This window comes from Vibrio sp. B7 (genome assembly GCF_963888765.1).
Taxonomy (GTDB): domain Bacteria; phylum Pseudomonadota; class Gammaproteobacteria; order Enterobacterales; family Vibrionaceae; genus Vibrio; species Vibrio anguillarum.
The window spans coordinates 275,888-302,312 of sequence record NZ_CAWPKR010000035.1; the positions used below are offsets into that span (position 1 = coordinate 275,888).

19 protein-coding genes are annotated in these 26,425 nt (G+C 39.3%); 18 read left to right on the plus strand and 1 reads right to left on the minus strand.

The window, feature by feature from the left end; all coding sequences use genetic code 11:
• Positions 1 to 222: 222 nt before the first annotated feature.
• The 16 genes from AACV32_RS12290 (at position 223) to AACV32_RS12365 (ending at position 22,609) form a co-directional block, all read left to right on the plus strand.
• Positions 223 to 723 (plus strand): lecithin retinol acyltransferase family protein, encoded by a 501-nt coding sequence (locus tag AACV32_RS12290; protein ID WP_170895081.1) that lies wholly within the window; start codon positions 223 to 225, stop codon positions 721 to 723.
• Positions 724 to 925: 202 nt separating this feature from the next.
• A complete protein-coding gene (locus AACV32_RS12295) occupies positions 926 to 1,963 on the plus strand; it encodes a hypothetical protein (RefSeq protein ID WP_170895080.1) in 1,038 nt (345 codons plus the stop codon).
• Entirely contained in the window at positions 1,963 to 2,838 is an 876-nt protein-coding gene (locus AACV32_RS12300) for a hypothetical protein (protein WP_170895079.1), read from the plus strand. The genes AACV32_RS12295 and AACV32_RS12300 overlap by 1 nt, the downstream gene beginning before the upstream one ends.
• A gap of 140 nt (positions 2,839 to 2,978) precedes the next feature.
• Positions 2,979 to 3,494, plus strand: coding sequence for a ClbS/DfsB family four-helix bundle protein (locus AACV32_RS12305; RefSeq protein WP_129533088.1), 516 nt, complete (start codon positions 2,979 to 2,981; stop codon positions 3,492 to 3,494).
• A gap of 1,743 nt (positions 3,495 to 5,237) precedes the next feature.
• Positions 5,238 to 6,014, plus strand: coding sequence for a phosphotransferase family protein (locus tag AACV32_RS12310; protein WP_047691379.1), 777 nt, complete (start codon positions 5,238 to 5,240; stop codon positions 6,012 to 6,014).
• A 2,273-nt stretch (positions 6,015 to 8,287) separates the two neighbouring features.
• On the plus strand, positions 8,288 to 9,367 hold the full coding sequence (locus AACV32_RS12315) for a type I restriction endonuclease (protein WP_047690261.1): 1,080 nt from the start codon (positions 8,288 to 8,290) through the stop codon (positions 9,365 to 9,367).
• A gap of 1,179 nt (positions 9,368 to 10,546) precedes the next feature.
• On the plus strand, positions 10,547 to 11,395 hold the full coding sequence (locus tag AACV32_RS12320) for a DUF4365 domain-containing protein (RefSeq protein ID WP_170895078.1): 849 nt from the start codon (positions 10,547 to 10,549) through the stop codon (positions 11,393 to 11,395).
• Positions 11,396 to 11,978: 583 nt separating this feature from the next.
• Positions 11,979 to 12,443 carry an ASCH domain-containing protein gene (locus AACV32_RS12325; RefSeq protein WP_115340146.1) on the plus strand — a complete coding sequence of 155 codons (465 nt, stop codon included), beginning with the start codon at positions 11,979 to 11,981 and terminating at the stop codon, positions 12,441 to 12,443.
• Between the two features lie 160 nt (positions 12,444 to 12,603).
• On the plus strand, positions 12,604 to 13,209 hold the full coding sequence (locus AACV32_RS12330) for a type VI secretion system-associated protein TagO (RefSeq protein WP_170895077.1): 606 nt from the start codon (positions 12,604 to 12,606) through the stop codon (positions 13,207 to 13,209).
• Between the two features lie 1,227 nt (positions 13,210 to 14,436).
• Positions 14,437 to 14,901: a GNAT family N-acetyltransferase gene (locus AACV32_RS12335; RefSeq protein ID WP_017046620.1), complete on the plus strand. Its 465-nt coding sequence runs from the start codon at positions 14,437 to 14,439 to the stop codon at positions 14,899 to 14,901.
• Between the two features lie 141 nt (positions 14,902 to 15,042).
• The gene (locus tag AACV32_RS12340; RefSeq protein WP_017049506.1) at positions 15,043 to 15,438 is read left to right on the plus strand and encodes a DUF3465 domain-containing protein; all 396 of its coding nucleotides are present in this window, start codon (positions 15,043 to 15,045) and stop codon (positions 15,436 to 15,438) included.
• 152 nt (positions 15,439 to 15,590) lie between these two features.
• Positions 15,591 to 16,097, plus strand: coding sequence for a GNAT family N-acetyltransferase (locus tag AACV32_RS12345; protein WP_170895076.1), 507 nt, complete (start codon positions 15,591 to 15,593; stop codon positions 16,095 to 16,097).
• A gap of 148 nt (positions 16,098 to 16,245) precedes the next feature.
• Positions 16,246 to 16,782: a nucleotidyltransferase family protein gene (locus tag AACV32_RS12350; protein WP_170895075.1), complete on the plus strand. Its 537-nt coding sequence runs from the start codon at positions 16,246 to 16,248 to the stop codon at positions 16,780 to 16,782.
• 657 nt (positions 16,783 to 17,439) lie between these two features.
• Positions 17,440 to 17,895 (plus strand): hypothetical protein, encoded by a 456-nt coding sequence (locus AACV32_RS12355; protein ID WP_170895073.1) that lies wholly within the window; start codon positions 17,440 to 17,442, stop codon positions 17,893 to 17,895.
• 2,795 nt (positions 17,896 to 20,690) lie between these two features.
• Positions 20,691 to 21,431 carry an FRG domain-containing protein gene (locus tag AACV32_RS12360; RefSeq protein WP_170895074.1) on the plus strand — a complete coding sequence of 247 codons (741 nt, stop codon included), beginning with the start codon at positions 20,691 to 20,693 and terminating at the stop codon, positions 21,429 to 21,431.
• Positions 21,432 to 21,433: 2 nt separating this feature from the next.
• Complete coding sequence (locus AACV32_RS12365) at positions 21,434 to 22,609, plus strand: DUF262 domain-containing protein (RefSeq protein ID WP_142615343.1); 1,176 nt, start codon at positions 21,434 to 21,436, stop codon at positions 22,607 to 22,609.
• A 159-nt stretch (positions 22,610 to 22,768) separates the two neighbouring features.
• On the opposite strand, the gene AACV32_RS12370 is transcribed toward AACV32_RS12365, so the two are convergent.
• Positions 22,769 to 23,605: a beta-1,6-N-acetylglucosaminyltransferase gene (locus tag AACV32_RS12370; protein WP_017046804.1), complete on the minus strand. Its 837-nt coding sequence runs from the start codon at positions 23,603 to 23,605 to the stop codon at positions 22,769 to 22,771.
• Positions 23,606 to 24,496: 891 nt separating this feature from the next.
• On the opposite strand from AACV32_RS12370, the gene AACV32_RS12375 reads away from it, so the two are divergent.
• Together AACV32_RS12375 and AACV32_RS12380 are read left to right on the plus strand one after the other, a co-directional pair.
• Complete coding sequence (locus tag AACV32_RS12375) at positions 24,497 to 25,264, plus strand: alpha/beta hydrolase family protein (protein WP_047691442.1); 768 nt, start codon at positions 24,497 to 24,499, stop codon at positions 25,262 to 25,264.
• Positions 25,265 to 25,436: 172 nt separating this feature from the next.
• Positions 25,437 to 26,015, plus strand: coding sequence for a hypothetical protein (locus tag AACV32_RS12380; protein WP_017047372.1), 579 nt, complete (start codon positions 25,437 to 25,439; stop codon positions 26,013 to 26,015).
• Positions 26,016 to 26,425 lie beyond the last annotated feature (410 nt).

A 26,425-nucleotide genomic window follows, 5' to 3' on the forward strand; every position in this document is an offset into this window, starting at 1 on the left:
TAAAGTCAGTTTATGTCATTGAATTTGCATAACAAACGGCTCAAGAGGGATTGCCAACGCGTGGCGACTTTAGTGCAAAATTGAAGTTCAGTGTTTACAGTGGTTTTTTGAGTTCGGTGGTGCGTTGTCAACCCCTTAGCCGGGCGTTATGCCTTAATCGCTCTTGAATTAGAAATGTACACCCTCATATTAAGCTAGGTGTATATTAACGGAAAAGTAAAAATGGATTTTTCAACGATCAAACCTGGTGATGTTCTAGTTTCTAATTTTAGCATGGGCCCATTCCCATACCAGCATTGGGCATTGGTTTCAGACCGAAAGTGTTCTGATGGCTTTTATATGCTAATTTCGGCTTCAGAAAGAACGGGTACTGTAAAAGAAGAAAAAGTTGGTGTAGTTACTCAAGGTGCAAAAACATACCTTGCAGATATAAACTTACCTGTTCCTGTTGAACTTGCTATTCAAAATGCTCGTGCTCAAGTTGATGTTTGGAAATACTCAGTTACTGATAGAAATTGTGAGCAGTTTATTAATTTTGTTCTCGGGCTTGGTATTACCTCAAAACAAGTAAAAACGGGGATAGCTCTGGGAGCAACGGGAGCTTTGGCTACAGCGCTTTTGTCCGAAAAACCTACATGGTTCAAAATTCTAGGTGTTGCCGTTGCCTGTGCCGGTGTTGGCGTTGCAAGCGCAAAGGCGGTTGAGAAAAAAGAACAGGCATAACAAAGCGTTTAAGACAGATTCCCAACGCATGGCATTTTTCATTCCATCGTTGGGTTTTGTGTTTAAGGTGGTATGGTTAGGTTTCGTGGTGGCGTTGCTCACTACTTAACGCAGCGTTAACCCTACAAATCAAACTTTTGAATAAGCCTCTGATGTTGTGTGTGATAGTATAGGTATAAATGATTGTTGTATGGAGCATAAAATGAGCACTAAATTACATGTTTTAGATATTTCATATGATGAGGTTGTAAAAAGCAACTTATTGAATGTTAAAAGCGATTACAAATTTGCGATTGAAAAGCTTGTTCCAGCAATAGATCGCTTAGATTTTCAGCGAAACAAGCAGAATGCCAAATTTTATGAAAGGTTAGCTACGGATATAGAGCAAGGATGCGTAATGCCATCATTAACAATTGCCTTGGTTGTTGACGATGTTTCATTGTATTCTGAAGTGGATTCTTCAGAGGAATTATTATCGAAAAATATAGACAAATTTTTTGTTTTAGATGGTATACAACGTGTATCTACTTTGAATGCTGTATATAAAAAAATGGGAGATAATTTCCCATTTGAACGTCCTATATATTTAAATGTGTTGATATGCAATTCATTTGACCTTTTATTATATCGTATGATTACTCTTAATAATGGTCAGAAACCGATGACTGCACGTCACCAAATTGAAATTATCTCTAGTAGTATTTATGATTTCGATCGTTATTCGATAGATTATTCAACTGAGAAAGAATCTAAGTCAAGAAGTGCGATTAAGGGCGCATTTAAAAAGTCTGATCTGGTCAAGTCTTATATTTCCTTCCTTAGTAGAAGTGTTAATATTGATAACAATAAGATTATCGAACAAAAAATGGATGAAATAATTGCACGGAAAATAATTGAATCTGACATTCCTAATGAGCTCCATTCTTTTGGTGATATATTAGATTTGGTCAATAATTTTTGCGGTAATAAAAAATCTAAAGAATGGTTGGTTTTGTCTAATAACATAATAGGTTTTTGTGTGGGAGCTCGTGATAATTATGACTATTTACAGTCTTTGTCATACGAAAAAATAGACGAGTATATCGACTTGTTTGAACGGTCATTTTCATACATTGATGTATCAAAAGTAAAATTAGGTACTGTCAGAAGAGAGTGTGTTGCTTATTTCTTCGCAAAAATATCACCTGAATTTGACTGCGACGAATATGATTTGGCAGATAAGTTTTCAAAGGTAATATGATGTCTAGTAAAGATGTTAAGCACTTTGTATATAAAGAAAGTGAGCAGCTGAAGTCATTTAATAAAGATAGATACAATCTCACTTTTAGCCAAGTATCGTCAGTAGAACAGTGTTTACTTCGAGTTCTTACAGGTGGCGTTAGTATAGAGAATAGAAATGCAAATTATGAGTTTTCTGTAATCGATAACTACTTTTACAACCCAATTAAAGATGTTTCGGATAAAACTTTAATGTATCTATGGCATGATATGTTCTCCGATGAAGGATTTAGTAAAAAGAAGTTAAATGAATGTTTTCATAGAAATAGAAGTAACAGTGGATTCTATGTTAATGTCCTCCTGGAAATAACAAATGCCTTGCAAAGCAAATCACAAAGTAGAGATACACAGGCTTTTCTTTACATCTATCGAGCGTTTGAGCATATAGCTTATTCATTTCCTTTGATGTACCTTCAAAATGAAGTTTCTTATTCCAAAACATATGACACTTTGAAAAAATACTTCAGTGATGGTGGTAATAGTGAGCTAGCATTTTGCAAACAATTCATTGAAAAGCTTTTAGATTCTTCCTTATTGGATTCGACCATTAACATTGAGTTTGAAAGAAATACGGTTGAAAATGTTAAAGTTTTAAATCTTCTTAAAGTATCAAACAAGTTTGTTCCATCTACATACGGTACTTCTATAAAGTACCGTGATGTTTGGGATTTGGTTGTTGAATGTAGAAATCGATACTTCCATCATTTAAGTGGTATGTCTAACTCGATCAGTTCTGAAATTATGATAGATTCTGATTCGTTTTTCAGAACAATTAATACAATCGCACTTCAATTGTTCTCAACAATATATTTATACCTTCTATTAAACCGGATGTAGGGTTAACAAACTGTTTAAGAGTGATTCGCAACGCGTGGCATTTTTACTATGCGTTGATTTTAGTGACTAAGGTGGTATGCGGGAGCTTCGGTATTGCGTTGCTCACACCTTAACAGGGCGTTATGTGAATGGAGGAAACTATGTCATCAGTTCCACAATCAAAAGATGAGTTACTCGCTGCCATCAACTCTATATTTCCCAAACTTGTGGACGATTATCGGATTGTTCCAGAATCATTATCACGTAAGTGTGAAATTGAAGGTAATGTAAAAGGAACACAAATTAGCATTTGTGACACTGTAGCTTATCTTGTAGGTTGGGGAAAGTTGGTCTTGAAATGGCATAGTTTGAAGTCTCAAGGTTTACCAGTAGATTTCCCTGATACTGGTTATAAATGGAATCAACTTGGTTTATTGGCAGTCAGTTTTCACGATCAGTACAGTGACTGGAAATACGAAGACTTACTCAAGGAGTTGGACTTAACCATTAACGAGCTTATCTATCTAGTTTCAAGCTTAGACAATGAAGAATTGTATGAAACGGTATGGTATGAAAAGTGGACGTTGGGTCGAATGATTCAGTTCAATACATCATCACCAATGAAAAATATGCGCACTAAAGTTAGACGATTTAATAAAAACAACGAGTTACAGTGAACAATTCACATAACAAACGGTTAAAGAGGGACTGCCAACGCGTGGCGGATTTTATTCAAATCGGCCTTTGTGATTACGGTTGTTATTTTGAGCCCAGTGTTTTTGCGTTGTCAGCCCCTTAACCGGGCGTTATGCAACTCAGGTAAATTTAGGGGTTCAATCTTTTGGATTTCTCCGGCCATTCGTTTTGTTTTGTCGGCAAATGAGCATTTTTACCTTCAAATTCATTGTGAACTCAAGCCGTAAAACAGGCAAAGTTCTTTGTTTGCCTCAATCAGTTTTGGCGTTGGCGCGTTGTTAATTCAGTGGGCGCAAAGTGTAGAAAGGGCAAGTTTATCGAGCATTTTGCACTTGCTGAAAGTCTTGCTTGTTGAGTTTTCCTGATTCAAAAGCTTGGTTTGTTGTTGAAAGGTGAACTTTGTTTTGGCGGCTTATTTATCGCAGTTCTTGCTTGGGTTGGTTCTTGAATCACTCAACCATTGCAATCGTGGCTTTTGATCGAGTAAAGTCAGTTTATCTCATTGAATTTGCATAACAAACGGCTCAAGAGGGATTGCCAACGCGTGGCGACTTTAGTGCAAAATTGAAGTTCAGTGTTTACGGTGTGTTTTTTGAGTTCGGCGGTGCGTTGTCAACCCCTTAGCCGGGCGTTATGCAACTCAGGTAAATTTAGGGTTTCAATCTTTTGGGATTTCTCCGGCTATTCGTTTTGTGTTGTCGGCAAATGAGCATTTTCACCCTCAAATTCGTGGTTCACTCAAGCCGTAAAACAGGCAAGGTTCTTTGTTTGCCTCAATCAGTTTTGGTGCTGGTTTGTTGCCAATTCAGCGTGCGCAAAGTGTGGAAAGGGCAAGTTAATCGAGCATTTTGCACTTGCTGAAAGTATTGCTTGTAGTGTTTGTCTCATTCAAAAGCTTGGTTTGTTGCTGAAAGGTGGACTTTGTTTTGGCGGCTCATTTATCAAAGTTCTTGCTTGGGTTGATTCTTGAATCACTCAACAATTTCAATTGTGGCTCTTTGCCGTGTAAATTCTGTTTATCTCATTGAATTTGCATAACAAACGGCTCAAGAGGGATTGCCAACGCGTGGCGACTTTAGTGCAAAATTGAAGCTCTGTGTTTACGGTGTGTTTTTTAAGTTCGGCTATGCGTTGTCAACCCCTTAGCCGGGCGTTAGCTGAGGTTAAGAAAAACCATAAAATTAAGCGTTTATTTTTCTTAGTCTGAGGCTCTAGCTTTACACCTGAAAGTCAGCACTTCTCCGCGTATCTCGCCAGTGGCACTGTTCGTGAAGTGTTTGAACTAACCGAAGTCTGTTTACGGGAAGTGGTGTGTTTGTTTATTTCTTTGGTGTGGCTTCTTTGGTTTTGAAGTTTTGTCGCGCTTAAATGGATTTCGCGCACTTGGTTGTTGGCTTCTTCGAAAGAATTCTTTGTAAATTGAAGTCTTAGAAGCTCGTCAGTTTTCCTGTTATTTCTTCTTTGCCAAGTGCGTTTCGTGGATTAGGTTTTAGTTTCTCAGCTGTCCGTTTTACTTTGTCGCTTGAAAGCAATAATGTGTTTTAAATTAGGCCGTTGGGTAGTCAATCTCCGGCTAAAGTGCAGCAGCTAACAAACGGCTCAAGAGAGATTGCCAACGCTTGGCGGCTTTAGTACAACATTGAAGTTCAGTGTTTACGGTGTGTTTTTTTAGTTCGGCGGTGCGTTGTCAACCCCTTAGCCGGGCGTTATAACGCAGGAGAGTTATGAGTACACAAGATCTATCGAAAATGGGTGGAGCTCGAGTTACTATGGAAGCGTTTGATGGCTCTCTTTGTATTCGTAAGCAAGACGCTTCGGATGTAGAGGTTAATTTTTACCAATACGCAGCTCCCATGCTCGAAGGTGTCAATATTCCTAAGCTCTATAAGGTGCAAAAAAATGATCTTTTTATTGAGCTCATTCCTAATCGGGTAACGTTAACAGAACTGAGAGCAAATTCGAGCGTTTTTGAACAATTGAGCAGCATTCACTGTTCAAAATACAATCCATTTTTTAGTCCCAAAGAACATTATTGGTCAGTTACTTCAACTGAGTCAGCTCTTGAGGCCTTAAGCCTTCCTTGCTCTTCCCAAAATGCGATAGTATCAATACAAACCTTGTCTCATGTTCTATTTGAGCATTCTGGCTTAATTTCGGGTGATACGAATGATGGAAATTGGGGCACGAGAAAGAATGGTGAGTTGGTATTATTTGACTGGGAGCGTTTTGGTTATGGTAGCCCAGCAATTGATTTAGCCCCTTTAGTACAAGGTTTAGGGTCAATTCATGAGTACACCTCGATTGTCGAGCAATACACTCAATATAATTCCGCATTTACCGCCAATGAGTTAACGAAGCATTTGGTTTTTGCAAAGTGCTGGATAGTTATTGAAGTGGTTAACATACTGATTAGTCGTAATAAATCTGAAGCATCAACGTATATAGACTGGTATAAAAAGAACGTACCTTCTTGGTTAGGTGCAGTAGAAAATGCGTTATAACAAACGGCTCAAGAGGGATTGCCAACGCGTGGCGACTTTAGCGCAAAATTGAAGTTCAGCGTTTACAGTGTGTTTTTTTAGTTCGGCGGTGCGTTGTCAACCCCTTAGCCGGGCGTTAGGCAAAGTGAGTTTTTATCAGCTAAAACGAGTTGAAATTGAACGGTAAATCCCATGTTTTGTGGCTTAACTTAAGCAATAAATCGCCATCACATATTTGTTGTTTCTTGATCGCGTTGGGTTGTTTATCGCTGTAAATTCATTGGCAAAATAACCTTCAGCATCCAAACGTCCGCCGAGCATGCTACGCTCGTCACTTTTCTTCCAAACCGTTCAATTTTAGTTTTTTGTTTCTTTGCTGATTCAGCATTTTGGTTTATAAATGAATCGGTTAGTTTGTTTCAAGTTTACAAAAAAGCTCGTTCTTTGGCTATGAAAGTGTTGGTGTCAATTGGTTGGCCTAACAAACGGCTCAAGAGGGATTGCCAACGCGTGGCGGCTTTAGTACAAAATTGAAGTTCAGTGTTTACAGTGTGTTTTTTGAGTTCGGTGGTGCGTTGTCAACCCCTTAGCCGGGCGTTATGCAACTCAGGTAAATTTAGGGGCTCAATCTTTTGGGATTTCTCCGGCCATCCGTTTTGAGCTGTCGGCAAATAAGCATTTTCGCATTCAAATTTGTGGTTACCTCAAACCGTAAAACAGGCAAAGTTCTTTGTTTGCCTCAATCGGTTTTAGCGCTGGCGTGTTGTCAGTTTAGCGGGCGCAAAGTGTGGAAATGGCAAGTTAATAGAGCATTTCGCATTTTCTGAAAGTCTTGCTTGTTGAGTTTTCCTGGTTCAAAAGCTTGGTTTGTTGTTGAAAGGTGAACTTTGTTTTGGCGGCTAATTTATCACGGCTCCTACTTGGGTTGATTCTTGAATCACTCAACCATTGCAATCGTGGCTTTTGATCGAGTAAAGTCAGTTTATCTTATTGAATTTGCATAACAAACGGCTCAAGAGGGATTGCCAACGCTTGGCGGCTTTAGTTCAAAATTGAAGTTTAGTGTTTACAGTGTGTTTTTTAAGTTCGGCAGTACGTTGTCAACCCCTTAGCCGGGCGTTATGCAACTCAGGTAAGTTTAGGTGCTCAATCGTTTGGGATTTCTCCGGCCATTCGTTTTATGTTGTCGGCAAATGGGCATTTTTACCTTCAAATTCTTGGCTAACTCAAACCGTAAAACAAGCAAGGTTCTTGGTTTGCCTCAATCAGTTTTAGTGCTGGTTTGTTGTCAATTTAGCGTGCGCAAAGTGTGGAAAGAGCAAGTTATTCGATCATTTCGTACTTGCTGAAAGTCTTGCTCGGTGAGTTTGTCTAATTCAAAAGCTTGGTTTGTTGTTGAAAGGTGGACTTTGTTTTGGCGGCTAATTTATCACAGTTCTTGCTTGGGTTGGTTCTTGAATCACTCAACCATTGCAATCGTGGCTTTTGATCGAGTAAAGTCAGTTTATCTTATTGAATTTGCATAACAAACGGTTAAAGAGGGACTGCCAACGCGTGGCGGTTTTTGTTCAAATCGGCCTTTGTGATTACGGTTGTTATTTTGAGTTCAGTGTTTTGCGTTGTCAGCCCCTTAACCGGGCGTTAGCTGAGGTTAATAAAAATCATGAAATTACGTGTTTATTTTTCTTAGTCTGAGGCTCTAGCTTTACACCTGAAAGTCATCATTTTTCCGCGTATCTCGCCAGTGGCACTGTTCGTGAAGTGTTTGAACTAACCGAAGTCTTCTTACGGGAAGTGGTGTGTTTGTTTATTTCTTTGGTGCGGCTTCTTTGGTTTTGAGGCTCTTTCGCGCTTAAATGGATTTCGTGCACTTGGTTGTTGGCTTCTTCGAAAGAGTTCTTTGTAAATTTAAGCTCTAGAAACTCGTCAAGTTTTGCTGTTATTTCTTCTTTGCCAAGTGCGTTTCGTGGATTAGGTTTTAGTTTCTAAATTGTCCGTTTTACTTTGTCGTTTGAAAACAATAATGTGTTTTAAATTAGGCCGTTGGGTAGTCAATCTCCGGCTAAAGTGCAGCAGCTAACAAACGGCTCAAGAGGGATTGCCAACGCGTGGCGGCTTTAGTGCAAAATTGAAGTACAGTGTTTACGGTGTGTTTTTTGAGTTCGGCGGTGCGTTGTCAACCCCTTAGCCGGGCGTTATGTGTTTCTCGACTTTAAACTTTTAACTGAACGACGTTTCCATTAGCTTTTATCGGGTATAATCAATCTTTTTCAATGCATGTAATGGAGTATTTTATGGATTTTATTGAACGGCTTCAGGCTCTTTCGAAGAAAGTTTCTCAAGTTTCGGCTAATCTGGCTACCGAAGAAGCAACAAAAAATGCTTTAGTTATGCCCTTTCTGCATTCGGTCCTTGGATATGACGTATTCGATCCAAATGAGGTTATACCTGAGTTTACGGCTGATACTGGAACTAAAAAGGGGGAAAAGGTTGATTATGCGTTGATCAAAGATGGTGTAGTTCAAATTCTAATTGAATGTAAGAAGTATAGTGAATCATTATCAACAAAGCATGCCAACCAATTATTTCGATATTTCTCAGTAACAAATGCACGTATTGCCATTTTAACTAATGGCTCAGAATATCAATTTTTCACTGATTTGGATGCTCCTAATAAAATGGATGAAAAGCCATTTTTGACATTAGATCTAGAAAATTTAGATGAGCATGTTGTCCCTGAAATTAAAAAATTAACTAAATCCTCCTTCGATGTTGAATCTGTAGTTGATGCAGCAGGTGAATTAAAATATTTGAACCAAATAAAGAAAGTTCTAGGTGAGCAGTTCCAAAACCCAGAAGAAGATTTTGTGAAGTTCTTTACTTCTCGCGTCTATGACGGTGTTCAAACTGCAAAAGTGAAATCTCAATTTCTAGACATTACCACTAAAGCTTTAAAGCAGTTTCTCAATGACAGTATAAATGCCCGTCTAAAATCAGCTATTGGTGCTGACGTCAAAGAATCGATTAATGTTGAAACTCAAGTTATTCCTGCTGAAGACGCAAATGAAAGTTCAGAAAAATCTAAAATTCTTACTACAGAAGAAGAAATAGAAGGTTTTAATATAGTTAAAGCAATACTTAGACAAAAAGTAGAAGTACAGAGAGTTTGTGCGCGTGATACTCAAAGCTATTTTGGGATTCTGCTCGATGATAACAATCGCAAGCCTCTATGCCGTTTGTGGTTTAATACTAAGCAGAAATATATTGGCATCTTTGACGAAGCGAAGAATGAAACTCGGCATCCGATCGAAACTGTGGATGATATATTCAATTTCAGTGAACAATTACAAAACACCCTCGCATTATATGAGTAAAAACACATAACAAAGCATTTAAGAGGGACAGTCAACGCGTGGCATTCGTGGTTTACTCGAAAATTTGTGTTTACGGTTGTCTATTTTAGTTCTGTGGTGGCGTTGTCTGCCCCTTAATGCGGCGTTAGGCAAAGTGAGTTTTTATCAGCTAAATCGAGTTGGAATTGAGCGGTAAATTCCATGTTTTCTGGCTTAAGTTAAGCAATAAATAATCATCACATATTTGTTGTTTCTTGATCGCGTTGGGTTGCTTGTCGTTGTGAATTTAGCGGCAAAATAACCTTCAACATCCAAACGTCCGCCGAGAATGCTACACTCGTCACTTTTCTTCCAAACCGCTCAATTTGAGTTTTTTGTTTCTTTGCTGATTTAGCGTTTTGGTTTATAAATGAATCGCTTAGTTGGTTTTCAGTTATCAAACAAGCCTTGTTCTTGGGTTTTGAAAGTATCGTTGTCAATCGGTTGGCCTAACAAACGGCTCAAGAGGGATTGCCAACGCGTGGCGGCTTTAGTGCAAAATTGAAGTTCAGCGTTTACAGTGTGTTTTTTGAGTTCGGTGGTGCGTTGTCAACCCCTTAGCCGGGCGTTAGCTGAGGTTAAGAAAAGTCATAGAATTAAGCGTTTATTTTTCTTAGTCTGAGGCTCTAGCTTTACACCTGAAAGTCAGCACTTTTCCACGTATCTCGCCAGTGGCACTGTTCGTGAAGCGGTTGAACTAACCGAAGTCTTCTTACGGGAAGTGGTGTGTTTGTTTATTTCTTTGGTGTGGCTTCTTTGGTTTTGAGGCTCTTTCGCGCTTAAATGGATTTCGTGCACTTGGTTGTTGGCTTCTTCGAAAGAATTCTTTGTAAATTTAAGTCTTAGAAGCTCGTCAGTTTTCCTGCTATTTCTTCTTTGCCAAGTGCGTTTTGTGGATTAGGTTTTAGTTTCTAAGTTGTCCGTTTTACTTTGTCGCTTGAAAGCAATAATGTTTTTTAAATTAGGCCGTTGGGCCGTAAATCTCCGGCTAAAGTGCAGCAGCTAACAAACGGCTCAAGAGGGATTGCCAACGCGTGGCGACTTTAGTGCAAAATTGAAGTTCAGTGTTTACAGTGTGTTTTTTAAGTTCGGCGGTGCGTTGTCAACCCCTTAGCCGGGCGTTAGCATTCGTAAAAATCAAATTAGGTTAAGTTGGAATATATGACAAGAAGAACACAAACTCATATAACAGATACATTAGCTATTCGTGAAATAATGTCAAAGCTACCAGAGAATTGGCTTGTTAGAGGGCTTGAGGAACGTGACTATGGGATCGACTTATCGATTGAACTTTATAACGGTGAAAACCCAACAGGTTGTTTTGGACTAATTCAGGTAAAAGGAACTTCTAAATCTTTTTCAGAAATAACTAGTTTATCTTTGAGTGGCTTTCCGACAAAAACGTTAAAGTACGCTGAGTTATTTCCGGAAGCATTTTTTATTTTTCATACATCAACTTCAGACAAAGAAACATACTTTGTATGGGCTCAAAAATACATTGAAATACGATTGGCTAGAGATAATCCCGGCTGGGAGTCGCAGGATACAAATACAATTTATTTTCCAAAGGAAAATATTTTAGGTACTCCTCAAGGTGACAGGAAAATGGAAGAAATAATGAATCGTTTGTCAAAGCAGCAAGACGGGCTCAGGTTTCTTGCCGAATACGATCGGCTACAATACTACTGGTACTATTATACACAAGGGAATTTAGAATATATTGATGCTTGTCTGGAGTTTACCAATAAGCTAAAGAAATATAAGTCGTTCTATAATTTTTATACATCCGACTCTACCTTTTGGGATTTGCATGCTTTGACTGTAAGTTTTAGAGACTTTAAGGAACACCCTATTGGAGTCGAGTACGGTATAGTTACGACCGAAGAAGATGGCGAACGGTGTAAGGATGTTGATTGTCAATTAGCGGAGTTGGTTATTGTAAAAGATTTATTTTTACACCATCTCGATAGAGACTTGGCTTTGGAGGCTAATCAAGACTCACCTTACTAGATGGTCTGACATAAATGCTAACAAACAATTTAAGAGTGATTCAGCACGCTTGGCATTATTGGTTTGAGTCTAGTTTAGTGGTTATGGCGCTTAAATTGAGTCTTGTGGTAGAGTGCTTCACACCTTAATTGGGCGTTATGAGTACCGAGTATGGGAGGATTACGGATGAATTCAGAGTCAGAACTGGAATATTGGACAAAACGAGACTGCCTTGATGCAATGCAGCTTTTTGTAGACTATTACATGAAGGGTGATGACAAAGAAAGATGGACAGTTTTGATAGAGGAATGTGTCGCTGAAGATCGGTTTCCTCCTGGCAAAGGGTTTCTATATGACATAGATAAAGCAATTAAAACCTCATGGAAGCCAAATATGAAAAATAGGTCTCAGCTATATATGAAAATCTGTGAGTTTTGCATTTGAGTCAATGTACTCATAACAAGCAATTTAAGAGGGATTCACAACGCTCGGCATTTTTGCTTCTACTTCAATTTTAGTGTTTATGGCACAATGTTTTAGGTTGGGTGGAGGCGTTGTTCACCCCTTAATTGGGCGTTATGTTTTTAATCAGGTTCAGAGAATCATGGAAGAAAAGAGTCAGTTATTTTTACAGCAGTACCTTCGAACTTTACCTAGTGAAGTGTCTGAAAAATATACATCATTTAGTTCGGATTACTTTTGTGCAGATGAATATAACGCAAATCTATGTGCTGATTTAATTCTACGTGGCGAGAAGCGTGCATCATGCAGCATGGAATACTGGTATAGCCACGAAAGTGAAGTATTACCTATAGTTGGCCACCTTCAAGTGGTCACAAACTGGTATGGTGAACCAATTTGTATCATTGAGATCACATCGGTCTCAAGTTGTCGATTCAACGAAGTGACGGAAGAATTTGCAGCAAGTGAGGGTGAGGGCGACAAATCGCTAGAATGGTGGCGTAATGCTCATTGGAAATTTTTCTCACGTGAATGTGACACTTTAGGTATAGAGCCAAGTGAGGATATGTTATTGGTTTTAGAGCACTTTAAGGTCGTGTATCACTAAAAACATAACAAAGCGTTCAAGAGGGACAGCCAACGCGTGGCATTTTTATTATGCGTTGGTTTTTGTGGTTACGTGTTATGCGGTAAGTTGGTAGTAGCGTTGGCTGCCCCTTAACGCGGCGTTAGGCATCAAGTTGTCGTTATATTGTCGAGAAATAAATATGAAAAAAGTAGTGTTGTTGGGAGTTTCAGTACTCCTATCTACAAATGTGTTGTCCACTGAGTTGAAAAAAGAATTTGCTTCTTGTGCTGCGGTAAAAGGAGAATTAGCGCGTTTAGAGTGCTATGACTCTCTTGCGGAAAAGTACAAGCTTGATAAATCACAAACGGTTGATTCAAAAATCTCTGGAACAGGAAAATGGATTGTCTCCGAAGAGGTTAACCCTATAGACGACTCCAAAACGGTTACTTTAATACTGGAAGCGTCATCAGGTAAAAGTAAGTGGAATGACAAAGTGTTTTTTGTAGCTCGTTGTCAGAGTAATAAAACGGATGTTTATATTGGTTGGAACGACTATTTAGGTCGTGAAGCATCAGTTCTTACACGCATTGGCTCCAACAAAGCCGTTACCTCGAAGTGGAGCATATCTACTGATAGCAAAGCTACATTTCATAGAAACCCTATTTCCTTCTTAAAAAATATGGAAAAATCGGACACGTTGGTTGCACAGATTACCCCTTACAATGAAAGCCCTGTAACAGCGCTCTTCGATACTGCTGGCTTATCAAATGCTTTAGTTCCCTTGCGTGAGACCTGTAGTTGGTAGGGGGCTTTGTTGCCTAACAAACAATTTAAGAGTGATTCAGCACGCTCGGCAATTTTGGTTTGGGTCGGGTTTCGTGTTTACGGTGTTCCAATTGAGTGTAGTGGTTGCGTGCTTCACACCTTAATTGGGCGTTAGCTGAGGTTAAGAAAAACCATAAAATTAAGCGCTTATTTTTCTTAGTCTGAGGCTCTAGTTTTACACCTGAAAGTCAGCATTTTTCCATGTATCTCGCCAGTGGCACTGTTCGTGAAGTGCTTGAACTAACCGAAGTCTGTTTACGGGAAGTGGTGTGTTTGTTTATTTCTTTGGTGTGGCTTCTTTGGTTTTGAAGCTCTTTCGCGCCTAAATGGGTTTTGCGCACTTGGTTGTTGGCTTCTTCGAAAGAATTCTTTGTAAATTTAAGTCCTAGAAGCTCGTCAAGTTTTCCTGTTATTTCTTCTTTGCCAAGTGCGTTTCGTGGATTAGGTTTTAGTTTCTAAATTGTCCGTTTTACTTTGTCGTTTGAAAGCAATAATGTGTTTTAAATTAGGCCGTTGGGTAGTCAATCTCCGGCTAAAGTGCAGCAGCTAACAAACGGCTCAAGAGGGATTGCCAACGCGTGGCGACTTTAGTTCAAAATTGAACTTCAATGTTTACGGTGTGTTTTTTGAGTTCGGCTATGCGTTGTCAACCCCTTAGCCGGGCGTTATGCAACTCAGGTAAATTTAGGGGCTCAATCTTTTGGGACTTCTCTGGCCATTCGTTTGGTGTTGTCGGCAAATGAGCATTTTTACCTTCAAATCCATTGTGAACTCAAGCCGTAAAACAGGCAAAGTTCTTTGTTTGCCTCAATCAGTTTTTGCGTTGGTTTGTTGTGAATTTAGCGGGCGCAAAGTATGGAAAGGGCAAGTTAATCGAGCATTTTGCACTTGCTGAAAGTCTTGCTTGTAGGGTTTGTCTCATTCAAAAGCTTGGTTTGTTGTTGAAAGGTGGGCTTTGTTTTGGCGGCTTATTTATCACGGCTCTTGCTTGGGTTGATTCTTGAATCACTCTACCATTGCAATCGTGGCTTTTGATCGAGTAAAGTTAGTTTATCTTATTGAATTTGCATAACAAACGGCTCAAGAGGGATTGCCAACGCGTGGCGACTTTAGTGCAAAATTGAAGTTCAGGGTTTACGGTGTGTTTTTTAAGTTCGGTGGTGCGTTGTCAACCCCTTAGCCGGGCGTTATGAAGCAGGAGGCAATCATGACTAAACCACATGAAAATATCGTACTGGAACCAGTAGCTGAATCAGAGTTTTGCAATGTATTTTCGGCGACAAAGCAAGCTCTTAAACTTCATGTTGAACCCGTTTATGGGTGGGATGATGAATACCAGTATCATCGCTTAACTACTGAATATCAGCATAGCTGGTATTATTGGGTAACTTATCGAAATCAAAGAGTCGGTCTTATTTGCTTCAAACCGTACGATCAAGCATTTCATATCCACTTGTTGATCATCTTTCCAGATCATCAGAAGAAAAAATTGGGTTTTAAGGTTATCAATCACATCCATCAACTAGCGGCTGAAGCAAATAGAAATCTCATTACATTATCTAGTTTTAAAAGCAACAAATCAGCCATAGGCTTTTATAGTAGTTTAGGCTACCAAATCACAGATAGTGGTGATGAAAACTTCGTTAGTATGGCGTGTGAAATTGCTTCATAACAAACGGCTCAAGAGGGATTGCCAACGCGTGGCGGTTTTAGAGCAAAATTGAAGTTCAGTGTTTACAGTGTGTTTTTTGAGTTCGGCGGTGCGTTGTCAACCCCTTAGCCGGGCGTTATGTGAATTGGAGAAATTGAGTATATGAAGAAGTTAATCGCTATATTTATAGCCGTCTTTTGTCTAGCTTCGATTGGTGCTCAAGCTAATGATCATCAGTTAAAAAATGCGTATGAAAATCATCAAAGTGATATTCAAGTTCAGGGCTCAGGCACAGTTATTCGCTTGTTACCTGATGACAACGAAGGAAGTAGGCATCAAAAATTCATATTGAAACTGGACAGTAAACAAACTTTACTTGTTGCTCACAATATTGATTTAGCTCCTAGGGTTCCAAATCTAAAAGTTGGCGATCGAGTCCAGTTTTACGGTGAATATGAATGGAACAAAAAAGGTGGTGTCATGCACTGGACGCACAAGGATCCAAACAATAAACACCCGCAAGGTTGGTTAAAGCACAACGGTAAGACGTACGAGTAAAATTCACATAACAAACGGCTCAAGAGGGATTGCCAACGCGTGGCGGCTTTAGTGCAAAATTGAAGTTCAGTGTTTACAGTGTGTTTTTTAAGTTCGGCGGTGCGTTGTCAACCCCTTAGCCGGGCGTTATGTAACAAGGAGAGTTCAGCTAAATGGAAGTAGTATCTGAAAGGCTGCAGATGAAGCCATTATCGGAAAATGACTGGCCTTTATTTCTGCAACTCCATACGAATCCTAGTGTCATTTCACTTTGTTTCGATGAGCTGCCAAAGTCAGAAATTGAGAGTAAATTTAAATCTCGATTAGTACCTTGGTTTGTAAAGTCGAAGCATTGGCTATGTTTGGTTGTTGTCGAGTCCAAAACGGACAAAGCAGTAGGTATAACAGGTTTTTGTGTTAACGATTCTGTTGCTGAAGTTGGGTTTATGTTTTTGCCCGAATATCATGGACTCGGGTATGGTACAGAGTCACTGCAAGCTCTCATAAATTATTCAATGTCAGAGTTTGGCATCGCTAAATACAGTGCAGTTATCACAGAGGGTAACATTGGTTCCGAAAAGGTACTTACAAAAGTGGGTTTTGTACTCGATAGGATAGTGCCTCAAGCTTATGAAATCGGTGGTCATTTGTACGCAGATCATGTCTACCAATACGCGTAAAATTGTTACATAACAAACAATTTAAGAGGGATTCCCAACGCTTGGCATTTTTGCTTCTACTTCAACTTTAGTGGTTACGGTACAATGCCTTAGGTTGGGTGGTAGCGTTGCTCACCCCTTAATTGGGCGTTATGGCGCAAGGTGAAAAATGGATACTATCGTTGATTTAGTTAGAAAAGATCCCGTTCGATTTGAAGCACTGGAATGTGTTTACCAGCTTGAATTGCCTCAGTGCTACATAGCCGCAGGTTTTGTGCGAAACCTTGTCTGGGACTTTTTACATCGCAACGTAAAGCCGACGCCATTAAACGATATTGATGTCATTTTCTTCGATGCTGATTGTGTCGATTCAGATTATGAAAAATCACTTGAACTCAAGTTATCGGAGCAAATGCCCCAGATCAATTGGCAAGTGAGAAATCAAGCCAAGATGCACTTACAAAATGGTGACGATCCTTACCAAAGCACATTGGATGCCATGAGCTATTGGCCTGAAAAAGAAACGGCGGTAGCAGTGAGAAAAGTCGAGCACGATCGTTACGAATGTATATCAGCCTTTGGTTTCGAGAGTTTATTTCAAGGTTTAATCACACATAATCCTAAACGAGCATATGGAACCTTCGAAAATCGAGTAAAGTCAAAGGGTTGGTTAGTTATATGGCCTAACTTGAGAATTGCGCCATAACAAACGCTTCAAGAGGGACAGTCAACGCGCGGCATTTTTACTATGCGTTGGTTTATGTGATTACGGTGTTATGCGGTAAGTTGGTAGTAGCGTTGTCTGCCCCTTAAGCGGGCGTTATGCAACTCAGGGAAATTTAGGGTTTCAATCTTTTGGGATTTCTCCGGCCATTTGTTTTGTATTCTCGGCAAATGAGCATTTTTACCCTCAAATTCGTGGTTAACTCAAACCGTAAAACAGGCAAGGTTCTTTGTTTGCCTCAATCAGTTTTAGCGTTGGCGCGTTGTAAATTAAGTGGGCGCAAAGTGTGGAAAGTGAAAGTTTATCGAGCCTTTCTACTTGCTGAAAGTCTTGCTTGTTGAGTTTGTCTCATTCAAAAGCTTGGTTCGTTGTTGAAAGGTGGACTTTGTTTTGGCGGCTTATTTATCACAGTTCTTGCTTGGGTTGATTCTTGAATCACTCAACCATTGCAATCGTGGCTTTTGGTCGTATAAATTCGGTTTATCTCATTGAATTTGCATAACAAACGGCTCAAGAGGGATTGCCAACGCGTGGCGACTTTCGTGCAAAATTGCAGTTCAGTGTTTACAGTGTGTTTTTTAAGTTCGGCGGTGCGTTGTCAACCCCTTAGCCGGGCGTTAGTTGCCAATAGGAGGCACAGTGTCACAAGAAAATATTCGTCAATTACATAATCAGCTCAGAGTGTCTCAAGACAAATACGTATATTTCATACTAGCTATTGCTGCTTCTGCAATTGCATTTACAGTTCAAGTTACAAAGGAAAGTACATTCAACCTGACTCTAATACCATTAGGAGTTGCTGTTTTTTGTTGGGCTCTTAGTTTTTTTTGTGGTTGTCGGCAGCTCCAATACGTAAATTCCATTTTGTATTCAAATGGAGAGTACTTGAGAATAAAAGAGGGAAGCCATCCGGATGTTGGAAATCATCCTCATCTCATTCAAGCTGCTTCTGAGGGCATAATGGAGGCAATATCAAGCCATCAAGATAAAGCTAATAGCTATGCTAATTGGCAATTTAGGTTGGTTGTCGGCGGTGGTGGTGCATTCATTTGTTGGCATTTACTTGAAATGTCTGCGAGAACGTTTGGCAACTAACAAACGCTTTAAGACGGATTCGCAACGCGTGGCGTTTTTACTATGCGTTGATTTTAGTGGTTTAGGTGGTATGTGGCAGCATCGTATTGCGTTGCTCACCACTTAAGCGGGCGTTATGCAACTCAGGTAAATTTAGGGGTTCAATCTTTTGGGATTTCTCCGGCCATTCGTTTTGAGCTGTCGGCAAATGAGCATTTTCGCCTTCAAATTCGTAGTTTACTCAAACCGTAAAACAGGCAAAGTTCTTTGTTTGCCTCAATGAGTTTTGGTGCTGGTTTGTTGTCAATTCAGCGTGCGCAAAGTGTGGAAAGAGCAAGTTTATCGAGTGTTTTGCACTTGCTGAAGGTTTCGCTCGTTGAGTTTTCCTGACATAAAAGCTTGGCTTGTTGCTGAAAGGTGGACTTTGTTTTGGCGGCTTATTTATCTCGGCTCCTACTTGGGTTGGTTCTTGAATCACTCAACCATTGCAATTGTGGCTTTTGGTCGTGTAAATTTAGTTTATCTCATTGAATTTGCATAACAAACGGCTCAAGAGGGATTGCCAACGCTTGGCGGCTTTAGTACAAAATTGAAGTCTAGTGTTTACAGTGTGTTTTTTGAGTTCGGCGGTGCGTTGTCAACCCCTTAGCCGGGCGTTAGGCAAGGTGAGTTTTTATCAGCTAAATCGAGTTGAAATTGAGCGGTAAATTCCATGTTTTGTGGCTTAACTTAAGCAATAAATAATCATCACATATTTGCTGTTTCTTGATCGCGTTGGGTTGTTTATCGCTGTGAATTCATCGGCAAAATAACCTTCAGCATCCAAACGTCCGCCGAGCATGCTACGCTCGTCACTTTTCTTCCAAATCGCTCAATTTGAGTTTTTTTGGTTTCTTTGCTGATTCAGGATTTTGATTTATAAATGAATCGGTTAGTTAGTTTTAAGTTTGCAAAAAAGCCTGTTCTTTGTTTTTGAAAGTATCATTGTCAATCGGTTGGCCTAACAAACGGCTCAAGAGGGATTGCCAACGCTTGGCGACTTTAGTGCAAAATTGAAGTTGAGTGTTTACAGTGTGTTTTTTGAGTTCGGCGGTGCGTTGTCAACCCCTTAGCCGGGCGTTATGTGTTTGATGAGTTTTTAAGGTCAAAGCTACGATTTCATTGATAATTCGTTTCGTGTTTTCGGCAGGTTGGCTTAGTCGAAATGGATTCTTGAACAATCTGAGATTGATCGTTTTCAAGGTTCTTGGGTTGCCTCACTTAAGTTTTGGATCTGGCTTGTGTTGAGTTTAGTCAGTTTCAAATCGCTTCAATTGAAATGTCTTTTTGACTGACTCTCTTGCTGAAGTTCAGCTCTGAAAGTCTGGTGAAGCAAAAGGTTTTGTTGTGGCTGAAAGGGCGCTTTCTTTGTTGTTGGTTCTGCAAGTGGCTCTCTTTGGCTAAGATCGCTGTGAAATTTAGGTTTTAGTAAGCATCGTTTTGCACGTAACTTATTAAAATTCCATCATTTCTACGGTGGTTTACTTTGAATTCACGGTAAAATTCACATAACAAGCAATTCAAGTGGATTCTCAACGCGTGGCAGTTTTACTATGCGTCAGGTAAAGTGCTTTACGGTGCAATGCAGCGGCTTGGCCAGTGCGTTGTTCACCACTTAATTGGGCGTTATGCAACTCAGGTAAATTTAGGGGTTCAATCTTTTGGGATTTCTCCGGCCATTCGTTTTGTGTTGTCGGCAAATGAGCTTTTTTACCCTCAAATTCTTGGTTAACTCAAGCCGTAAAACAGGCAAAGTTCTTTGTTTGCCTCAATGAGTTTTGGTGCTGGTTTGTTGTGAATTTAGCGCGCGCAAAGTGTGGAAAGGGCAAGTTAATCGATCATTTTGCTTTTGCTGAAGTTTTCGCTCGTTGAGTTTGTCTCATTCAAAAGCTTGGTTTGTTGTTGAAAGGTGGACTTTGTTTTGGCGGCTTATTTATTACGGCTCTGGCTTGGGTTTGTTCTTGAATCACTCAACCATTGCAATCGTGGTTTTTGATCGAGTAAAGTCAGTTTATCTTATTGAATTTGCATAACAAACGGCTCAAGAGGGATTGCCAACGCTTGGCGGTTTTAGTGCAAAATTGAAGTTCAGTGTTTACAGTGTGTTTTTTGAGTTCGGCAGTGCGTTGTCAACCCCTTAGCCGGGCGTTAGCTAAGGTTAAGAAAAACCATAAAATTAAGCGCTTATTTTTCTTAGTCTGAGGCTCTAGCTTTACACCTGAAAGTCAGCACTTTTCCTCGTATCTCGCCAGTGGCACTGTTCGTGAAGTGCTTGAACTAACCGAAGTCTGTTTACGGGAAGTGGTGTGTTTGTTTATTTCTTTGGTGTGGCTTCTTTGGTTTTGAAGCTCTTTCGCGTTTAAATGGATTTTGCGCATTTGGTTGTTGGCTTCTTCGAAAGAATTCTTTGTAAATTTAAGTTCTAGAAGCTCGTCAAGTTTTCCTGTTATTTCTTCTTTGCCAAGTGCGTTTCGTGGGTTAGGTTTTAGTTTCTCAGTTGTCCGTTTTACTTTGTCGCTTGAAAGCAATAATGTGTTTTAAATTAAGCTATTGGGTAGTCAATCTCCGGCTAAAGTGCAACAGCTAACAAGCGGCTCAAGAGGGATTGCCAACGCTTGGCGACTTTAGTGCAAAATTGAAGTTCAGTGTTTACGGTGTGTTTTTTGAGTTCGGCGGTGCGTTGCCAACCCCTTAGCCGGGCGTTATACCAACTATCATATTGCATGCCTATAAGTATATGTTATTATTCGCTAAATTTAGTTGCATATTGGTGCCCAATGGAAATAACGAAACTCAGTGAGTACATGGCGTTTGTTGAGGAACTAGACAAAGATTTTTACCTGTCGCGAGGTCAGTCTCAAGATTACCCACTTTTGCCTAGCGCGTTACGTCGCGATGTCTCCGGGAATAGGAAGTACCCAAAGAGGGCTATCAGAACATTCTTAGAACAGTTTAAAATTAACTCATATCAATATATGCCAAACCCTTGGGATATTAAAAATGATATAGAATGGATGCTCTATGCACAGCACTATGGTATTCCTACAAGGTTGATGGACTTTACTACTTCTCATATTACAAGCTTACTTTTTGCGGTAGAAAAATCATTTCAACAAGACACAGATAAAGATGCAGTTGTTTACTTTCTCAACCCTTCCAACTTGAATATGAAGTTCAAGCAGCAAATGTCTATTGTAAACATTTCAAGTGAAAGTGAGCGCTCTCTCGAAGGGCTGGATGGTCCAGTAGTTATACAGGGGCGAAAAATCAACCCACGTGTAAATGCACAAAAAGGGCTGTTTGTATTGTTTCAAGACGATGACAAGCCTTTAGAGAGTATAAATGATGAATCAATACTAAGAAAAGTAGTGGTGAAAAGCGATTATACAAAAGAAATATTAGCCTCATTATACTCTATGGGTGTGACCTTTACCCATATTTATCCTGAACTATCGTCTGTCGCTAAAGATATTGTAATGCAACAAGATATTAACGATTTTATTAGAGAAGATTCGTAATTATGGATAGTAAATTTAAAATTAACCCAAAAGACGAAACACTAACATGGCAGACCATATTCGAACGAATTAAAAATGGATTTGAGTTGCAAGAAATTGAGTCAGAGGACTTAGATGCAAGTCAAATTATAAAGTTTAATGATTCAATCGTCATAGCTCCTGATTATCAACGAGAATACCGTTCATCAATTTCCGATGAAAGCTCCTTGATAGAATCAGCCTTACTTGAGATACCGATCCCACCGATTTTTTTAGCTAGCCATAAACTAAAAGGAGTGCAAGTGTTAAACGTAGTTGATGGACAACATCGATTACGAGCATTCTATCGTTTTCTTTCAGGTGAATATGCGCTGCAAGAACTGGGCATAATTAAAGATTTTAATGGTTGCTATATTAAAGATCTACCTCTTGATGACCAAGTTGAGCTAATGAGTCGACGTGTGTCGACAATTACTTTTCGAAACTTCCCCGGTAAGGAGTTCGAATTGGAAATATTCAACAGATATAACAAAGGAACTAAACCATTAACTCCTCAAGAGATTAGACATGCAGTCTTTGACTCTCGAGTTAATCAACTCGTCAATAGTTTCTGCAATAGAATGATGAGCGGCGATAAAGATGCTTTGTTTGAGGCATATGCAGTATCTAAAGATCGATTCCAAAAGAAGACAATACATGAAAATATTTTCGTAATATTGAGCATCATCGAAAATGGGGTAAATCAAACTTACATGAACGACAAAGGGCAGGTTTCTAAGGTTATGAAATCTCCCCAATATGCTGAGTCTTATATGAAAGATAAATCAGAAAATGATTCGTGTGATTTAGCTTTTGAGAAAACCGAGCGTCTCCTTGATGGTTTTAATGAATTTGTGACCACGTTAGCTAAAATAACTCCATATCCTTTCTCTAGAGAAATATATGGTATTTCGTCGAAGCGTGGCAATAAATTCCAAGTGTCAATTTCAATGATATTAGCTGGTATCTATAAAAAGTTAATAGAATCAGGTTTTGATTTTACTTTATTAGAAAATCCTATCAATTTAGAAACATTCTCAATAGAAATAACCAGAATACTAAATGAATCTCACTTAGAAGACCCGGAGTATAAAGCTTCTACTACCAACCCAGTAGAAATAGAGAAAACCGTCGCGTCATTTGACCTTAAGTTGGTATAACAATCTGTTTAAGAGTGATTCGCAACGCTTGGCATTTTTGCTATGCGTTGCGTTTTGTATTTCAGGTGGTATGCGGTAACTTCGGTAGTGCGTTGCTCACACCTTAACAGGGCGTTAGGTTTCTTTGAGCCACCCCGTTGAGGGTAGCTCATTAAAAAACTAGACTGTTGCAGCGAGGTGATGTTCGATCCTATCCAAGACTTTAGCATCCTCTAATAGGTCAAATTTTCGAGCGAAAAGGTTAGGGCTCGAAATTAAGTTAGAAATATCGGCCATTGTAAACGTCCTCGGTCTAAGCTTTATATCTCCATCTGGTACCCAATCGATAAGTCGCAAGTCATCTTGAATTATTTCACCATGACAATCGTTATTCATCATAACTGTTTGGAAAAATCCTTCATCAGCAATAAATGTATTTTTATAAAATTCTTTATAGGGCTGAGATGCATCCGTGTTACAAACAAAATCACAGAATTTTCGTGACACAATCATCCATTGGGTGCCAATAAATGGTGTTATCCCTGACATGAATTTTCTAGCTATTTTAGGTCGGTAAATATGCTCTTTATATTCAAAGCACATATTTTGTATGCGATTCATCGTTTCAGGCCTAGCTTCATTTTGGTCTAATGCTCGAATAAATTCCTTGTCTTTATTATTTGACAAAAACTCATGAATATATGGCTGAGTTTTCAATGGAAAATCTTGTCCACTTAGGTTTATAAAATGCGTCCAGCTTTTGTTCATATTCAATAGCTTAGCCATGCCACGAAGTTCAATGTTAACTAAACTATACCCACCCCATAGTGCATTTTCTGATTCAAGAATTTCAGCATTTTGGTAATCATTTAGAAACAAAGTTATTTCATCTGAAATTTCTTTTCCAGAAGTTTTGTCAACATGGATAACGTAATGATTATTTGGGTGGTATATTGCATGAAATAGCCGTTTAAATTGATCTGGATAGCGGTGAACGAGAATAAGATAAGCAATCATTAGATCATTCCTTGAGAAATCTGGAATATTTATTTTCACGCTCCAGTTATCTCAGTTAGGGAATGTATGTTCTGAGTGGTAAGGCGTGTTCTTATCCATAGACTATATGGGGGTTCTGTCTTGATTAATCAATAGCAATGAAATATAAACCTAACAAACGCTTCAAGATGGACAGCCAACGCGTGGCATTTTTATCATGCGTTGGGTTTCGTGATTATGGTGTTATGCGGAAAGTTGGTAGTAGCGTTGTCTGCCCCTTAAGCGGGCGTTAGCTGAGGTTAAGAAAAACCATAAAATTAAGCGTTTATTTTTCTTAGTCTGAGGCTCTAGCTTTACACCTGAAAGTCAGCACTTCTCCGCGTATCTCGCCAGTGGCACTGTTCGTGAAGTGTTTGAACTAACCGAAGTCTGTTTACGGGAAGTGGTGTGTTTGTTTATTTCTTTGGTGTGGCTTCTTTGGTTTTGAAGTTTTGTCGCGCTTAAATGGATTTCGCGCACTTGGTTGTTGGCTTCTTCGAAAGAATTCTTTGTAAATTGAAGTCTTAGAAGCTCGTCAGTTTTCCTGTTATTTCTTCTTTGCCAAGTGCGTTTCGTGGATTAGGTTTTAGTTTCTCAGTTGTCCGTTTTACTTTGTCGTTTGAAAGCAATAATGTGTTTTAAATTAGGCCGTTGGGTAGTAAATCTCCGGCTAAAGTGCAGCAGCTAACAAACGGCTCAAGAGGGATTGCCAACGCTTGGCGGCTTTAGTACAAAATTGAAGTTCAGTGTTTACGGTGTGTTTTTTTAGTTCGGCGGTGCGTTGTCAACCCCTTAGCCGGGCGTTAGCTGTTTTCTGAAGCCTGACGGTTTGTTTGTGCTCGTAAACGAATATATTGAATATATGGGGCGTTCATGGAAGGTGTTGTAGTAGAAAAAAGTAAGATGGGTGAGATTGTATATCTACTCTATTGTAAAAAAGAGTCGGTAAATAATCCTTTAGTCATCATCTGTCATGGGTGGAACAATGATAAATATGAAGGTTCTAATCTAGCTTTAAATTTAGCTCTTCAGGGTTACTCTGTTATCTGCTTTGATGCAGATAAACACGGCGAAAGAGATGATGGTAATGCTCAAAATGTCAGTAGTCATTCGAGCTTTATTAAAAGAATGACGGGGGTTATCAAGCAGAATTCAGATGACATAAATACACTCATTGATCACTATCAGGAAGATATTCGGATTGATCGATCGAGGATTGCGGTTGTGGGTATCTCTATGGGCGCAATGTCCACATTTTATTCTTTGACCCAAAATCAACTGATTAAAGTTGCAGTACCAATTCTCGGCTCTCCTGATTTTGTCGGTTTGGAGAAGTTCGCCTTAGAAGCAGACTCGGTGAATAAGATTCTTAGTGATGATGAGGAGTTGGCTATTAGGTATATGGCAGAGATTGATCCATGTTTGTATCTTATAGAAAATGAAAGTCGCCCTATGTTGATTATAAATGGCGAGAAAGATGATTGGGTTCCTGCCAATTTCGCGAAGGACTTTTATGAAAAAATGAAGAGTAAATACGATAAAAATAATACTGAAATTGAGTTCAATTTAGCTGATGAATCGCATTATTTTTCCAACGACATGAGAGATCATACGATAAAATGGTTGAATAAAAATTTGTAGGCTAAAAGTAAATCTGTAGCAATAAAAAGCTAACAAACAATTTAAGAGGGATTCCCAACGCTTGGCATTTTTGCTTCTACTTCAATTTTAATGGTTACGGTACAATGCGTTAGGTTGGGTGGTAGCGTTGCTCACCCCTTAATTGGGCGTTAGCAATATAAGAGGAAGTTTAGTGGAACTAAAATTAATTTATTTCAAGGATATAATTGACGATTCGACCATAAACGAATCTACAGAGAGTCTTAATTTACATGGTTTGTCGCTTAATACTTATGATCGTTCTGGAAGGCTCGAAGCTTCACTATCTGATTTCGTTAGCCAGATTTTTGTAATGTTATCTCCTGCACTCGTTCATGCTATCGCAACTGGTTTATTGACTAACGCTGTTTATGATGCACTCAAGACTCAGTTATTGGCACTAAGTCGAGATGTTAAAGGTAAAACTTATAAAAGGATCAGCGGCAGTGAGAGTATCAAAACAATTGATGCTGATTTTGGTGTTAAATTCCGTTCGGGTTATGATTCTTTCGACCTTAAAATTTCTCCAAACGCTAGCGATGAAGTGAAACTTCGTTGTATTGATCGAGCATTTGATATTATTCGCGAAAATGGAGTCCAAAAGGAATTTAGTGAAGATTTTTCATTAAAGCATAAAGAGCGCATAGGCTTTTTTGATGAATCAACTGAAACTTATAAACTAATAGACTTGTTGGAGTTGATAAATTACCTAAGAGATAACGGCAAGCTGTAAATATATTGCTAACAATCTGTTTAAGAGGGATTCGCAACGCGTGGCATTTTCACTATGCGTTGATTTTAGTGTTTAAGGTGGTATGCGGCGGCATCGGTATTGCGTTGCTCACCCCTTAACAGGGCGTTATGCAACTCAGGTAAATTTAGGGATTCAATCTTTTGGGATTTCTCTGACCATTCGTTTTGTGTTGTCGGCAAATGAGCACTTTCACCCTCAAATTCGTGGTTAACTCAAACCGTAAAACAGGCAAGGTTCTTTGTTTGCCTCAATGAGTTTTGGTGAGAGTGTCCTGAATTCTGTGTAACTGTCTAAACTTAAGCCTTAAAGGCTAAGGATGGACAATATGGATAAGAAAGCACTCGAAGCTTTTGCTCGTGAAGCAGCAAAGTCAATTAAGACAGAATCTG